The sequence below is a fragment of the Sulfitobacter aquimarinus genome, assembly GCF_040149565.1.
GTDB lineage: Bacteria > Pseudomonadota > Alphaproteobacteria > Rhodobacterales > Rhodobacteraceae > Sulfitobacter > Sulfitobacter aquimarinus.
On sequence record NZ_JBEFLO010000008.1, the window covers coordinates 104028 to 118985 of the forward strand.

General features: G+C 60.8%; 13 protein-coding genes. 6 read left to right on the forward strand and 7 right to left on the reverse strand.

What is annotated here, in order from left to right; translation table 11 throughout:
- From lpdA to ABMC88_RS14580, 5 genes are all read right to left on the reverse strand, one after another.
- A complete protein-coding gene (gene lpdA / locus ABMC88_RS14560) occupies positions 1-1395 on the reverse strand; it encodes a dihydrolipoyl dehydrogenase (protein ID WP_349577619.1) in 1395 nt (464 codons plus the stop codon).
- A gap of 152 nt (positions 1396-1547) precedes the next feature.
- Positions 1548-2132, reverse strand: a complete 585-nt coding sequence (locus ABMC88_RS14565; RefSeq protein ID WP_349577620.1) for a DUF924 family protein — start codon at positions 2130-2132, stop codon at positions 1548-1550.
- Positions 2133-2308: 176 nt separating this feature from the next.
- Positions 2309-3586, reverse strand: coding sequence for an MFS transporter (locus ABMC88_RS14570; protein ID WP_349577621.1), 1278 nt, complete (start codon positions 3584-3586; stop codon positions 2309-2311).
- Positions 3587-3667: 81 nt separating this feature from the next.
- Entirely contained in the window at positions 3668-4738 is a 1071-nt protein-coding gene (queA, locus tag ABMC88_RS14575) for a tRNA preQ1(34) S-adenosylmethionine ribosyltransferase-isomerase QueA (protein WP_349577622.1), read from the reverse strand.
- 38 nt (positions 4739-4776) lie between these two features.
- Positions 4777-8178 carry a YhdP family protein gene (locus ABMC88_RS14580; RefSeq protein WP_349577623.1) on the reverse strand — a complete coding sequence of 1134 codons (3402 nt, stop codon included), beginning with the start codon at positions 8176-8178 and terminating at the stop codon, positions 4777-4779.
- A 126-nt stretch (positions 8179-8304) separates the two neighbouring features.
- Here ABMC88_RS14580 and ABMC88_RS14585 point away from each other — a divergent pair, with 126 nt between their 5' ends.
- The 4 genes from ABMC88_RS14585 to ABMC88_RS14600 all read left to right on the forward strand — a co-directional run bounded on the left by ABMC88_RS14585 (position 8305) and on the right by ABMC88_RS14600 (position 11582).
- On the forward strand, positions 8305-8766 hold the full coding sequence (locus ABMC88_RS14585; RefSeq protein ID WP_349577624.1) for a peroxiredoxin: 462 nt from the start codon (positions 8305-8307) through the stop codon (positions 8764-8766).
- Complete coding sequence (locus tag ABMC88_RS14590) at positions 8763-9587, forward strand: ferritin-like domain-containing protein (RefSeq protein WP_349577625.1); 825 nt, start codon at positions 8763-8765, stop codon at positions 9585-9587. Before ABMC88_RS14585 ends, ABMC88_RS14590 begins: the two co-directional genes overlap by 4 nt.
- Positions 9588-9772: 185 nt before the next feature.
- Positions 9773-11089 (forward strand): DUF5930 domain-containing protein, encoded by a 1317-nt coding sequence (locus ABMC88_RS14595; protein WP_349577626.1) that lies wholly within the window; start codon positions 9773-9775, stop codon positions 11087-11089.
- Positions 11079-11582, forward strand: coding sequence for a bactofilin family protein (locus ABMC88_RS14600; protein WP_349577627.1), 504 nt, complete (start codon positions 11079-11081; stop codon positions 11580-11582). The genes ABMC88_RS14595 and ABMC88_RS14600 overlap by 11 nt, the downstream gene beginning before the upstream one ends.
- A 508-nt stretch (positions 11583-12090) precedes the next feature.
- Here the strand turns inward: ABMC88_RS14600 and ABMC88_RS14605 are convergent.
- On the reverse strand, positions 12091-12645 hold the full coding sequence (locus ABMC88_RS14605) for a peptidylprolyl isomerase (protein ID WP_349577628.1): 555 nt from the start codon (positions 12643-12645) through the stop codon (positions 12091-12093).
- Positions 12638-13144: a peptidylprolyl isomerase gene (locus tag ABMC88_RS14610; protein WP_349577629.1), complete on the reverse strand. Its 507-nt coding sequence runs from the start codon at positions 13142-13144 to the stop codon at positions 12638-12640. The genes ABMC88_RS14605 and ABMC88_RS14610 overlap by 8 nt, the downstream gene beginning before the upstream one ends.
- A gap of 134 nt (positions 13145-13278) precedes the next feature.
- Between ABMC88_RS14610 and ABMC88_RS14615 the strand changes: the two genes are divergently transcribed.
- Together ABMC88_RS14615 and ABMC88_RS14620 are read left to right on the forward strand one after the other, a co-directional pair.
- Positions 13279-14472 (forward strand): phosphoglycerate kinase, encoded by a 1194-nt coding sequence (locus ABMC88_RS14615; RefSeq protein ID WP_349577630.1) that lies wholly within the window; start codon positions 13279-13281, stop codon positions 14470-14472.
- Between the two features lie 125 nt (positions 14473-14597).
- Positions 14598-14888, forward strand: a complete 291-nt coding sequence (locus tag ABMC88_RS14620; protein ID WP_349577631.1) for an FtsB family cell division protein — start codon at positions 14598-14600, stop codon at positions 14886-14888.
- Positions 14889-14958: the final 70 nt, after the last annotated feature.

Sequence of the window (14958 nt, forward strand, 5' to 3'; positions counted from 1 at the left end):
CTACATATGGATGACGCGGCCGTAAGCGTCCAACACGCTCTCGTGCATCATTTCGGACAGGGTCGGGTGCGGGAAGACGGTGTTCATCAGATCTTCCTCTGTCGTCTCCAACTGGCGACCCACCACATAGCCCTGGATCAGCTCGGTCACTTCGGCACCGACCATATGCGCGCCCAGCAATTCGCCCGTTTTGGCGTCAAAGATGGTTTTTATCATGCCGCTTTCCTCGCCCAAGGCGATGGCTTTGCCGTTGCCGATAAATGGAAAACGGCCGACCTTGATGTCAAAGCCCAGCTCTTTGGCCTTGGCTTCTGTATATCCGACCGAGGCGACCTGCGGGTGGCAATAGGTGCAGCCTGCGATGCTTTCGGGTTTGACGGGATGCGCGTGCATCCCAGCCATCAGCTCGGCCACCATGACGCCTTCGTGGCTGGCCTTGTGGGCAAGCCATGGTGCGCCTGCGATGTCTCCAATGGCATAGAGGCCGTCGACGCCCGTGCGGCAATATTCATCTGTCACGACATGGGTGCGATCAATTTTGACACCCAGTTCTTCGAGGCCGAGGTTTTCCACATTACCCACGATGCCCACGGCACTGATAACCGTGTCGAACTCGTGCTTTTCAACCTTGCCACCCACTTCGATATGGGCAGTCACTTTATCGCCGGCGCGGTCGAGCTTTTTGACCATCGCCTTTTGCATGATCTTCATGCCTTGTTTCTCGAACGCCTTTTTCGCAAAGGCCGAGATTTCTTCATCTTCTACAGGCAGGACACGGTCCATCACCTCGACCACAGTCGTGTCGGCGCCCAAAGTGTTGTAGAAGCTGGCAAATTCGATGCCGATGGCCCCCGATCCGATGACCAGCAGCTTCTTTGGCATATGCGCCGGTTGCAGCGCGTGGCGGTAGGTCCAGACCAGCTTGCCGTCGGCCTCCAGCCCCGGAAGCTCGCGCGCCCGTGCGCCAGTGGCCAGCACGATGTTTTTCGCGGTCAGGTTTTCGGTGCCTTTGTCGGTCTTGACGCTGACCTTACCTTTGGCGGGGATCGTCGCCTCCCCCATCACAACGGTGACTTTGTTCTTTTTCATCAGATGCCCGATGCCGCCCGACAGCTGCCCCGCCACCTTGCGCGAGCGTTTGACGACGGCATCCAGATCATAGTCGATGCCTGTCGCTTTGAGGCCGAATTCCTTGGCACGGTGCATCAGGTGAAACACCTCGGACGAACGCAGCATCGCTTTGGTCGGGATACAGCCCCAGTTGAGGCAGATACCGCCAAGGTTCTCACGTTCGATAATACAGACTTTCATCCCCAGCTGCGCACCGCGGATGGCCGCGACATAGCCGCCCGGCCCTGCGCCAATTACGATCAGATCAAAAGATGTCTCGGCCATGGGATACCTCTGTTAAGGACGTTTTAAATATAGTTTAACGCTAAACCATTTCCCGAGCCGCGGCAATGCCGCCAGACGCAAACCAGACATGTAAAAACCCGCAGGCGGGTCGCTTGCGGGTTTTGCCGTGGTCTTTTTAAGGACAATTAACGCTATGCAGCAATGTCCGCCCGAAGCTCGCGCAGGGTGGAGGCATATCCACCAGCGGCGGCATAGGCTGTCTCATTGCGGGTATCGATGCGGCCAAGCGAGGCATTTCGGTAAGGGAAGCGCCCGAACTGGCGGATCACCTCGCGGTGCGCCTGTGCGTGCAGCAGGTTGTTCGCGCCGTTCTGTGGCATCCGCTCAACCATCAGGCGGACGCAGCGGTCCTGGTCACACAGGCTCTCGGAGTGCATCAAAGGCAGATAGAAAAACTGCCGCGCCGGCGCATCGATCTTCAGGTCCCAGCCCTTTTGGATCGACAGTTTGGCCACCGCAAGGGCCGCCGCATCGGTAGAGAAGGCCGTGCCTTTGTCGCGGAACATGTTGCGTGAAAACTGGTCGGTGACGATCAGATAAGCCAGCGCCCCCGACGGATAGGTGAGCCACATGCTCAGCCCGCCATCGCGGGCCGCTTCCCATGTGGACAAAAACATATCGCGGATTTCCGCATCAAGGGCCGCATCGCTTTTATACCACCCCTCGGGGCCTACGTGATCCAACCAGAACTCAAGCACCGTATCCGAGCCAACCATACCCATTTCCTTCCACAGGTAATTTAACTTTCGCTAAATCGAGTAAAGGACAGGTAAATTTCATTTGCTACACACGAATTGCAACAGAAACGTCACAGTTAACGCAACCAGAGCCCGCAAAGCGGCGCAAAGTTTCCTTTAAGCGGCGCAAACCCGCCCATCGTGGCCTGCGGGCCTTAGGTGGCGGGGGCGGTTTCGTCCTCTTCCATCTCTTCCAGCTCTGTCTCGATCGCGTATTCCTGCGCCAGTTCCAGCGAGATGGTCGTGCGGGTCGGACCCATCGGAACATAGGAGCCTGTCTCGTCCACGGGTACGGTTTCGCCTACGGTCGAGCGATAGCCGGCATAGAATATAAGTGCGGCGAACAGCACACCAGTAAAGAGGTAGAACCCCCCCGGCCCCAATGCGGTGCCCATCATCCACCCCGTGATGATCGGCCCCAGAATGGCGCCCAGCCCGTTGATAAAGATCAACCCGCCAGAGGCAGCGGCCATGTCCTCATGCTCGAGAAAGTCGTTGGTGTGCGCGATCAGCAGCGAATACAGCGGGTTGGCCATGCCCCCCACCACAAAGGCCGACAGCAACAGCAGCCAGAACACATCGCCCAGCACCATCCCCAGCATTGAGCCGCCAAAACCCACGATCGAGACGGCAATCACCAAAAAGCGCCGGTCAATCCGGTCAGACATCCAGCCGATGGGATATTGCAGTACCACCGCCCCCACAAAGAAGGTCGCCACAAAGGTCGAGATTTGCGCCACGCTCAGCCCCGCTTCGGCGCCGTAAACAGGCGCCATGCCGAATTGCGCGGAAAACACACCGCCCAGCAGGAACATGCCAACACACCCCAGCGGCGAAAAGGCCATCAGCTGCCGCAGGCTCATCGGTTTGGTCGTCGCGAAGGCCGGTGTCGGGCTGATCGACAGCAAAATAGGCGTGATGGCAAGGCTCACCAAAATCGACGGGATGACGAACAGGATAAAGCCCGATGGATCGGCCGTAACCAGCAAAGCTTGGGACGCGACGATGCCCAGCGTCTGCACGATCATATAAAGCGACAGCGCCTGCCCGCGGTTGGAGTTGTCAGCGGCGTTGTTCAGCCAGCTTTCGGCGGTGACATAAACAGCCGAGAAACAGAACCCGATCAGCACGCGACCCAAGGCCCAGACGATCACATTGGGATAGCTGGGATAAAGGATCATCACTGCCGAAATCGCCGAGGCAAGAGCCGCAAACACCCGCACATGCCCCACCCGACGGATCATACCGGGGGCCAGCCGCGAACCGCCAAGAAAGCCCAGAAAATAGGCCGACATCACGATGGACATCGCAAAGGTATCAAAGCCTTCGATCTGGCCACGGATACCCAGCAACGTACCCTGCATCCCGTTGCCGATCATCAGCAGGAACATACCAAACAAGAGCGCCCATGCGCTGCCTAAAACCTGAAACATGTCACCGCTCCTTCATAAGCCGGTATCTATGGTTGCCCTTCGCCTAACGAGCCCGCGAATATGTGTCGGGAGCGAATGCGACTAGGGCGTGTCGCTTTTGCGCGGCGGTATCAGCAGCGATGCGTCTCCGTAAGAGAAAAATCGATATTTTTCCCTAACGGCATGAAAATAAATGTCGCGAACAGTTTGCTGGCCCATCAAGGCCGAGACAAGCATCATCAGCGTCGAGCGCGGCAGATGGAAGTTTGTCATCAACGCATCGGTCACGTTGAACTGAAAACCCGGCGTGATGAAAATATCGGTATCGCCTTCCCACGGGGCGATGGCCCCACCTTGCCCTGCTGTCTCGATCAGGCGCAGGGCGGTTGTGCCCACGGGGATCACGCGGCCCCCTGCGGCCTTGGTCGCGGTGATCTGGGCGGCGGCCTCGGCGCTGACCTGCCCCCATTCCGCGTGCATCTTGTGCTGGGTCACGTCATCGACCTTCACGGGCAGGAACGTCCCTGCGCCCACATGCAGGGTGACGTAGGTAAAGGTGACGCCCATCGCCTCCAACGCCGCCAACAGCGGTGCATCGAAATGCAGCGAGGCCGTGGGCGCGGCGACAGCGCCTGCATGTTTGGCCCAGACGGTTTGATAGTCGGTGTGGTCTTGGGCGTCCGCTGCGCGTTTGGCGGCGATATAGGGCGGCAAGGGCATCGCTCCCGCAGCCGCAAGGGCCGCATCAAAATCATCGCCCGCCAGATTGAACCGCAAAAGCGCCTGCCCCTCGCGGATGTCTTCGAATGTGGCGCGCAGATCATCGGAAAAGATGATCTCCTCGCCCTGCTTGAGTTTCTTGAGCGGTTTGACCAGTGCCGACCACAGCGCGCCATCAGCCTGCGGCTCCAACAGCGTCGCCTCGATCTTGGCGGCCACGGGGCCTTGGCCTGTCATGCGGTGGCGTTTGCCCGACAGCCGTGCGGGGATCACGCGGGTGTCGTTGAGGACCAGACGGTCGCCGCTGCGCAGCCATTGGGTCAGATCGGTGACTGTCTGATCGTGGATCGCCGTGCCATCAGCCACCAGCAGCCGCGCAGAGGAACGTGGCACAGCAGGCCGCACGGCAATCAGATCGTCAGGCAGGTCAAAGTCGAAATCACTAAGCTTCACGGCGCATACCCCGATATGGTGAGCATCTCTTTCCGCGTCTAGCGGCCTTCGTAGGAGGGTTCAACGGGCCTTTTTTGCACATCGGGTTGCGGTGCGGGGGCGGGTTCGCCTTCAACCTGCGGGACCACGGTTTTAGGGCCACGCAGCACATCGCGCAGGCCGCCGGGGGCCAGTACGGAAAGCGGGTTGATCGAGACTTTGGGCGATTTCGCCGCACCGCTCAGGCGGTAGTTCAGGCCCAGCAACCCCTCTCCCTTGCGGGTCAGCAAGGACCCGATCCCGTTGAGCATATAGACAGGTGTGATGACGCCCTGCATCGCGATCTCGCCTGTGTCGGTTGCGAATACGCCGTCCATCGACAGGCCCAGCGACGCGCCCACCGCGCTGCCACGGCTAAGCGTCATGCGGCCGGGGGTCAGGCGGAACTTTGCCTCGACCTCGTCAAAGAAAATGCCGTTGCCGTTCATCTCGTTCACCAGTCCGACAACCGAGACGGCGTTGACCAGCGCCGCCATCGCGGGCGCGTCCTTGATCGAGACGTCCTCGACCACAAGCGTGCCATCAAAGGCGCCGCCGCTGCCCACGGGCACCAAAGACAGGTCCATCGTGCCGCGCACCGCCTGTTGCAACACCCCGGCCGAGCGTAGCACGCCACCCGCATCCGCCGATGTGATGCGCACCGCCGTGCGCCCGCCCTGCGGCACCACGCGGCCCGACACGCCCGTGCCGCCGTTGACCCGCGCCTCGAACGGGCCATCAAGGCCGCCTGCGGTTTTGAACGTCCCCGCCAGCCCTTGCAGCCAGATGGTATCGGTGACTTGCAAGCGGTCAAGCGTGACGCGCATGGGCGCAGGGGGCGGGCCACTGGGCCCTCCGCCGCCACTGTTGCCCGAGCCGCCAAAGGTGGCCGTGCGCATGTCCAGACGCCCGCCGCGCACCACGATCTGCGGCGACCGTCCTGCGCCACGCCCCACCAGCGAGGCACGCACATCCAGCCAGTTGTTAAGCCGCAGACGGCTGATGTCCAACGCCCCCAGACCGCCGCCCTCGGCCAGCGACACGGTTCCCGTGGCCGACAGCCCCGCCCCTGACAGGGTCATCGCTGTAACGGCGGGTTTTGCGCCCAGCCTGATCGCCATGTCCAGCTTGCCCGCCGCATTGCGCCCCTTGCGCCAGCCCAGTTGCGGGATCTGTAGCGTTGCGCCGCGCAGGTCGCTGCGCAGGCTCATTTGAGGCGGCTGGCCACGGGCGAAATCAATGCCGAAGCTGGCAGGCGTCTGGCCCGTGACCATCCCGTCGGGTAAGGCGACGCTGAATGCTTTGAGCGCGGCTGGCGTGATCTGGGCCGTGCCGCGCAGGGTGCTTTTGTCGGCACCTTTGCCGATGGGCTGTTGCCAGCGGGCGTCGAAGGCCACGCCATCCAGCGTTCCGCGCCCTGCAATCTGCACACCTGTGTTATCCGCGCTCAGCTGCATACGGTCTGCACGCAGATCGCGCCCTTTAATCAACCCTGTGCTGCGCAGGTTTTGCAGATCACCGGTGACGTCGAATTTCAGATTGCCCGCCCCGCCCCCGCGCCGCAGCGGGAAGGACAGCGTCCCGCTCACCGCGACATCCCCCTGCCCCAGATCGGGCGACAGGCCTGCGCGGCTCATCGCGGCAATGGGCGGCTGGTCCAGCGTCCAGAGGGCGGCGTGCAGCGGCCCGCGGGCATTCAGGCGCACCACCGCCGGCGCGCCGTCTTTGACCGAGACATCGGGGATGATAAAGGCAGAGCCTGACACCTGAAGCGTGCCACCTGCCCCTGCTTCCATCTGGCCACGGTCCACCGCCACCACAAAGCGTTTCCCCTCTAACGAGGCATGGCCCCGCGCACCGGTGGCGGGCGGCAGGCTGCGCAAAAACCGGACTTCGGCGTCTTGGTAATCGAACGACAGGAAGGTGCGCGGCGCTGCGCCCGGGTCCAGACGCCACGCAAAATCCGCGTTATTGATGGTGGCCCCGATCAGGTTGTCGGCAATCCAGCCACGGGTGCGGGTTTTGATAGCCTGCGGCCAAAGCGCCATGATCCGCTCGGGCGTGACGCTGTCGGCGCGGGCGTCAAGGGAGACTTGCCAGCCGTCGGGCTGCGCTGCCAGCTTGGCCTTTGCGTGATGCACAAGGCCCGCGTCAAAGATGTCCAAACGGCCAATGTCCACGGCAAAAGGCGCTGTTGTCAGGCGAAAATCAACCTCTGCGCCTTCAAGCTCGACCGGGGCGGGGTAGAATTGCATCGGGTTGGCGCGCATCTGGGTGATGCGGAACTGGCCCACCATCGCCTCCAACGCGCCTGTGCGCAGGCCCGTGAGCGTGGCCGTCCCTTCGGCCCGCGCCGTGATCCATTTGCTTTGCACCGAAAGCTCGTCGAATGCGACCACGCCTTGGGCCGCATCATAGGAGAAATAGCTGCGGGCGGCGTCGAACGGGATGGGTTGGGTGCCGTCATTGGGTTGCAGCACCCCCGCCCCGATCTGCAAGGTCGCGCTGAGCGGGGCCAACGTGCCATCGGCCCGCACGCCCGAACGCACAGCCCCCGAGATCGGCGCCCGCAACGCGCCCATCCACGCAAACGCAGGGCTTTGCGTGCCGATGTCAGCAGCCGAGGCATCGTCGATACGCACACCGAACTGGGCCGCCACCTCTCCGATCTGGCTCGTGAAGTTTGCCGACAGGGTCGTGGCCTGCGCCCCGTCGCCCAAAACGGCGAGGTCGGCACTCATCACCAGCGCGTCACCCTTGCGCTGCGCGATCAGGCGGCCGCCATCCACGGTAAAGGCACGGCCCGCACGGCGGTCGATGAATTGCAGGGTCATGCCGCGCAGCTCTGCCTGCGCAAGCTCGGCCAGCCCCGACTGCTGCAACACATCATCCACACGGGTGACGACATCACCGGGGCTCATGTCGGCGGCCCGCGCCCCGCCACCGCCGCCAAGGCCAGAAGCGATGGCAATGGTGCCGTCCTCTTCGCGGATCAGCGTGGCAAAGACACCTGTAACGGCCACTTTTGACGGCTTGACCTGGCCTGCGCGTAGCGCGGACATCGACAGCTGCACACGGGCCTCTGACAGGCGGATCAGCTCGCGACCCTCGGGGGTGGCCACGGCCACATCGCGCAGGCGCACACGCGGCCGCCAGCCTTCCTCCATCAGAAGACGCAGCTCACCGAAGGTGATTTTGACTTGGGGAAATTCGGTTTCCAACCGCTGCTCGATCCGCGTCTCGACCCATGCGGGCATGACCACGGGCCGGTCATACAGGAAATATACCACCGCCGAGATCACCAGAGCAGACAGCACCAAAAGCGACCACACAGCGTTGAAGAACCCGATCAACAGGAAAAACCACCCGCGTTTGCGGGTTGGCTTGCGCGGACTGGCCGTTGGCTCGTCGGTTTGCGCCATGTTGATCCGGCACCTCATTAAAACATAACGCGGCGTGGCGGCATTGGACTTTTGCACCACAGCTCTACTATGACAGAGCAGACGGCGCGGTCCAAGGCCATGCCCCTCACAACAAAGAGATATACCATGCCCGAGATTTCCGACACCGCCCCCGACTTTACCCTGCCCGTTACAGGCGGCGGTGATGTGACGCTGAGCGCGCTGAAAGGTGCGCCCGTTGTGTTGTTCTTCTATCCACGCGATGACACGCCCGGGTGTACAAAAGAAAGCATCGGTTTTTCGGAACATCTGGAGGCGTTCAAGGCCGCAGGTGCGCAGGTCTTTGGCATTTCACGCGACACGATGGCCAAGCACGACAAATTCGCGGCCAAGCATGACCTGACCGTGCCGCTGCTCTCGGATGAAGGCGGCTCCGTGACCGAAGACTACGGTGTCTGGGTTGAAAAGAACATGTACGGCAAGAAATCCATGGGGATTGAGCGTGCGACCTATCTGATTGATGCAGACGGGAAAATCGCGCAAATCTGGCGCAAGGTCAAAGTGCCGGGCCATGTGGAGGCGGTGCTAGAGGCGGTGTCCGCGCTATGATGCCGCTGGCCCAGATGGCGGAGGCGGTACTGCGCACGGCGGACGGGCGGGAAAAGACCGCGCTCTCGCATAAATATGCGGCTGAGTGGCGGGCGGCACGCGCCGACGGCTCCCACCCCGAGATCGGGACCGCTTCCCCCCCGCTGCAACCTGCGCGGCCCGACAAGCCGGAGTTGCTGAGCCCGCGTGACGTGCCCAACCGCAAACCCGGCACGCCCGACGGGCGCATCGCGATAATGCATGCCGTGGCCCATATCGAGCTGAACGCCGTGGACCTGCATTGGGACATTATTGCGCGGTTCTCGCATATTCCGATGCCGATCGGATACTATGATGACTGGGTGAAGTCGGCCGATGAAGAATCCAAGCATTTCAATCTGATGTGCGATTGCCTTGAGGCCGAGGGCAGCTTTTATGGCGCCCTTCCCGCCCATGCGGGCATGTGGCGCGCCGCCGAGGATACGGTAGATGATTTCATGGGCCGTCTTGCGGTTGTGCCCATGGTGCTGGAAGCCCGCGGCCTTGATGTGACCCCGGGCATGATCAAGATTTTCAAACAGGCCAAGGCCACGCAAGCGGTTGAGGCGCTGGAGGTGATCTATTCCGAGGAGGTGCATCACGTCGCCTATGGCTCGAAGTGGTTTCATTTCCTGTGCGGACGTCACGAACTGGACCCGACGCAAAAGTTCCACGCGCTGGTGCGCCAGTATTTCCACGGGCAGCTAAAACCCCCGTTTAACGAGGAAAAGCGCGCCGAGGCCGGTATTCCGCCTGATTTCTACTGGCCCTTGGCCCAAGAAGGACAAGCGTCAAAGAACTAGGTAAACTGTGGGCGGCAACGCACTGACATAGGCGGTTTTTTGCCCATATAAGCCGGAAACAGCCATAGATCGGGCGCAATATCTCACGAGGGTTGCCCCAAGCCTGTCACAAAGGTATTGCACCTTTGTTAACAAACCCGTGTGGAACCGCGGGTTTGCTATGGTTTTGAAGGGATATAACAGACGTGCGCACACAGCTCGCTATCAAAACGAACGCGGTATTGGAGAAGTATTTCCCTGAACGCCGCGTTTTTCTGAAGTCTGACAATGACACGCGGTTCATCCGCCTGCGCCCTGTGACCCAGATCGTGGCGCTTGCGGGCTCTGCTGCACTGGTGGCTTGGGCGATTGTGGCAACAGCCGTGATTTTGATGGATAGCATCGGCTCGGGCAACTTTCGCGAACAAGCCAAACGCGATCAGCGCACTTATCAGGCGCGTCTGAACGATCTAAGCGCACAGCGCGACACCCGCGCCGAAGAGGCGCTGGCCGCACAAGAACGCTTTAACGCCGCCCTCGCCCAGATTTCCGTAATGCAGTCCGAGTTGTTGTCCTCGGAAACGCGCCGCCGCGAGTTGGAGACAGGGATCGACGTGATCCAGTCCACCCTGCGCGACACGATGAAAGACCGCGAAGCGGCCCGCGCCCAAGTGGCGCAATTGCAAGACACCGAAGGCGGCACCGTTCAGGTTGCAGCCAGCACCGCTCCGATGGATTTTCTGGCCGACGCGCTGGCACGCACCGCCAAGGAACGCGATCAGGTTGTGGCCGATTCCGAAGTGGCGCTGATGGCCGCAGAAGAGCTGACCGCCAAGATTGCCACCATGCAGGAACAGAATGACGCGATCTTCCGCCAATTGGAAGAAGCGATGACCGTATCCGTGGCCCCGCTGGACCGTATGTTCCGTGCGGCGGGCATGCCCACAGACCGGATGTTGAACACGGTGCGTCGCGGGTATTCGGGCCAGGGTGGCCCGCTGACCCCGCTCAGCTTTACCACACGCGGTGACGTGCCGACGGCGGACACGCTGCGTGCGAACCGTCTGCTGAACCAGATGGACCGGCTGAACCTTTACCGTCTGGCGGCCTCCAAGGCGCCGTTTGCGAATCCCGTACAGAACGCTTTCCGATTCACTTCTAAATTCGGCTTCCGCCGCGACCCCAAAACGGGTGGACGCCGGATGCACAACGGTGTCGACTTTGCCGCCGGTCTGGGCACGCCTCTCTATGCCACGGCGGACGGTGTTGTGACTCACGCTGGTTGGGGCTCAGGATATGGACGTTTGGTCAAGATCCAGCACGAATTCGGCATCGAAACCCGCTACGCACATATGTCAAAAATGCGCGTAAAGGTTGGTCAAAGAGTATCGCGTGGCGACCGAATTGGTGATATGGGTGCATCAGGACGCGTGACTGGCGTGCACCTTCATTACGAAGTGCGAGTCGGTGGTAAACCCGTCAACCCAATGATTTATATACAGGCTGCAAACGATGTTTTCTAAAAGCAAAATCAACGATCCCGCCACTGGTACAGATGCCGCAACAACTTCGGCACCGTCCTCTGCCCCTTCTGCCGCAGCCCCCGCTGCAAAGCAAAGCGAGTTCAAGGCGAGCGCCCCCAAGGTGAAGCCCGCAGCTTCGGTGCTGTCTGCTGATCTGCATGTGACAGGCAACATGAAAACCACCGGCGACATTCAGGTCGAAGGCACGGTTGAGGGCGACATCCGCGCCCATCTGTGCACCATCGGTGAAACTGCAACAATCAAAGGCGAAGTGATTGCCGATGACGTTGTCGTAAACGGCCGCATCGTGGGCCGTGTGCGCGGTTTGAAGGTCCGCCTGACCTCGACCGCCCGTGTTGAGGGTGACATCATCCACAAGACAATCGCCATAGAGAGCGGTGCGCATTTCGAAGGTTCCGTGCAGCGTCAGGATGACCCGCTGAACCCCGGTGCCAAATCGGCCCCTGCCCAAAAGGCGAACCCTGCGTCCTGAACGGAACTGCAGTATTGAATAGACGAACGCCGCAAGTCGTGCTTGCGGCGTTTTTCGTATGTGGCCCCTGCTTTCACTCGCAAATGATTAGACGCTGCCAATTGTCGGGCCTATTCGTTTTGCCAGCATGTCATCGCACGCGGGGAATTGGGGAACCTGCACGCATCCGCTTACCCGCTACGATCCGTCAAGAGCCGCTGCACTTACCCGCTCTTGATGGGGGACTATTTCGTTGTTCCCACCCCCTTTGATAACGGGTGTGCCAAAGCGTCAGCAGATGCGGGTAGAGGCTGGCCTGAACGCTTCGGACGACCTTTTGGCGCGGCTGATACATGGCTGGCGTTATCGCGGGTAAGCCTATCACCGCAAGTGAGCTGACGGGCCTGTTGCCAGTATTGCAGAGCGGCCCGAACGTCGGCCCCCTCCTAGTGGCTGGCACAGACGAGAGGCCGTAAAAAAGGCGCCCCGATAAGAGGCGCCTTTAATTTCGTGTCTATCGACGGATTGCTTAGTCGATGACAGTGACCTTTTTCATCACATCAGGGTCGCCCACGACAGAGCCGTTGCCCCCTGTGCCCAGCTTGATCGCGTCCACAATGTCCTGACCGCCCGTGACGCGGCCTACGACAGTGTACTGACCGTTCAAAAAGTAGCCTTCGTCGAACATGATAAAGAACTGGCTGTTGGCCGAATTCGGGCTTTGCGAGCGGGCCATGCCGACCACGCCTTTGTCAAACGGCACGTCCGAGAATTCGGCGGGCAGATCGGGCATGTCAGAGCCGCCCGTGCCTGCGCGGCGCAGGTTGCCGCCCATTTTGCCGTTCTCGACATCACCTGTTTGCGCCATGAAGCCTTCGATCACGCGGTGGAACACCACGCCATCGTATTGGCCGTCTGCCGCCAGCTTTGTGATACGCTCTGCGTGCAGGGGGGCCACGTCTTCCAGCAGGTCGATGGTGATCACACCGTTCGCCTGCCCTGCCACTTCGATCTGGATACCGGAAGCCGCGACCGGCCCAGCGATGAGCGCAGCAAAGAGCGCCCCTGCGAATGCCTTACGCATCTGCCGCTACCTTTACGCTGATCATACGGTCAGGATTGGCGGGCGGCTCGCCCTTGGCGATCGCGTCTACATGCTCCATGCCGGAAATCACGTTGCCATAGACAGTGTATTGCCCGTTCAGGAAATCATTGTCTTTGAAGTTGATAAAGAACTGGCTGTTGGCCGAGTTCGGGTTGGCGGAACGTGCAGCACCCAGTGATCCGCGGGCGTGCGGGATCTTGGAGAATTCTGCAGGCAGGTCAGGCATGTCAGAACCACCAGTGCCTGCGGCACGTGGGTTATAGTCCTTTTCCATGTTGGCATGCTGCACATCGCCCGTCTGGGCCATGAAGCCGTCGATCACACGGTGGAAGGCCACGTTGTCATAGGCGCCTGCGCGGGCCAGCTCTTTCATGCGGGCGGTGTGGGCGGGTGCCACATCGGGCAACAGCTCAATCATGACGGTTCCGTCTTTGAGTTCCATCAGGATCGTGTTTTCTGGGTCTTTGATCTCGGCCATGCCGTTCTCCTTCATAAATCGTCACAGAGGTACCTAAGGCGCAAAGGCACAATTGCCAAGGTCGTGCATTGACCCTAGGCAAGATAACGGCAAAACAGGGGGCCATAACCGTAAATTCGCAAGGAAATATAGGCATGGGCTGGAAAACACTCGACGATATGGACATCGCAGGCAAACGGGTTCTGGTGCGGGTGGATATCAATGTCCCCGTTGAAGACGGCCAAGTCACTGATGCCACGCGGATTACACGGATCGTGCCCACAGTGCATGACATTCTGGCCAAGGGCGGCACGCCTGTGCTGCTGGCGCACTTTGGCCGCCCCAAAGGCAAGGTCAATCTGGAGATGAGCCTGCGTCAGGTTCTGCCTGCCTTGCGCGATGCGCTGGGGCGCAGCGTTGCCTTTGTGGAGACGCTCGACGCGGCCGAGACCTTTACCCAGGAAGTGGCCGAGGCCGATGTCGTATTGATCGAGAACATTCGCTTTCACGCAGGTGAAGAGGCGAATGACCCAGACTTTGCCGCCCGACTGGCGCGCCTTGGGGATGTTTATTGCAACGATGCCTTTTCTGCGGCGCACCGTGCGCATGCCTCAACCGAGGGGGTTGCCGCCCACCTTCCCTCCTGTGCGGGGCGTCTGATGCAGGCCGAGCTGTCGGCGCTGGAGGCGGCCCTGTCCAGCCCCGAGCGCCCTGTGGGGGCTGTGGTTGGCGGGGCCAAAGTCTCGACCAAGATCGCGCTGCTGGAGAACCTTGTGAACCGGCTGGACCTGTTGGTGATCGGTGGTGGCATGGCGAATACGTTTCTGGTGGCGCAAGGCGCGCAATTGGGTGCGTCGCTGTGCGAGGACGATCATCTGGACACCGCCCGTGACATTCTGGCCCAAGCGGCCAAGGCGGGCTGCCGTGTGATCCTGCCCGTGGACGGGCTGGTTGCGACTGAATTCAAAGCAGGCGCGGCCCATAGCGCCGTGCTGTTGACCGCGCAAACCGTGCTGGATGCCGATCAGATGGTTCTGGACGCAGGGCCCGAAACGACCGAGCAGGTCAGCATCGCGTTTGACGGACTAAAAACCCTCATCTGGAACGGCCCGATGGGCGCGTTCGAGATTGCGCCCTTTGACACGGCCACTGTGGCTGCGGCCCGCAAGGCCGCTTCGCTAACGAAAGACGGCAGCTTGATCAGTGTGGCGGGCGGTGGTGACACGGTTGCAGCGCTTAATCAGGCGGGTGCGGCAGATGACTTTACCTATATCTCGACTGCCGGCGGTGCGTTCCTTGAATGGATGGAAGGCAAAACCCTGCCGGGTGTTGCGGCGTTGGGCGGCTAAGCGCCACAGGATTAAATTCATCGCACGGGGGGGATTCCCTTTGCGAATCACCTGTGACATACTGTGTGTGATCGCCCGACAAGAGGCGGCACATTCAGGCATTTCATACAGGCACCCTACCCTCCATGAGCAAACCCGCATTCGGCCCTTTGTTGTTCTTTGCCATCGCTTTCGCGCTGAGCCTGTATTTCATGTTCGCCGCCGTGCAGGGCGATTTCGGCCTGTTTCGCCGCGCTGAAATTCTGGCCGAAAGCAATGATTTGCGCGACCGGTTGAAGGATGTGCGCACCCAGGTCGCGCAGATGGAGAACCTGACGCTGCGGCTGTCGGATGACTATCTTGATCTTGATCTGCTGGACGAGCAGGCGCGCGACATCCTCGGCATGGTGCGCGCGGACGAGATTGTGATCCGTTAACCCGCCTTGCCGCTGCCGCATTGCTGGCCTGCACAAAGGGCACTCGCCAACGGTTGAATTCTGGGCTATA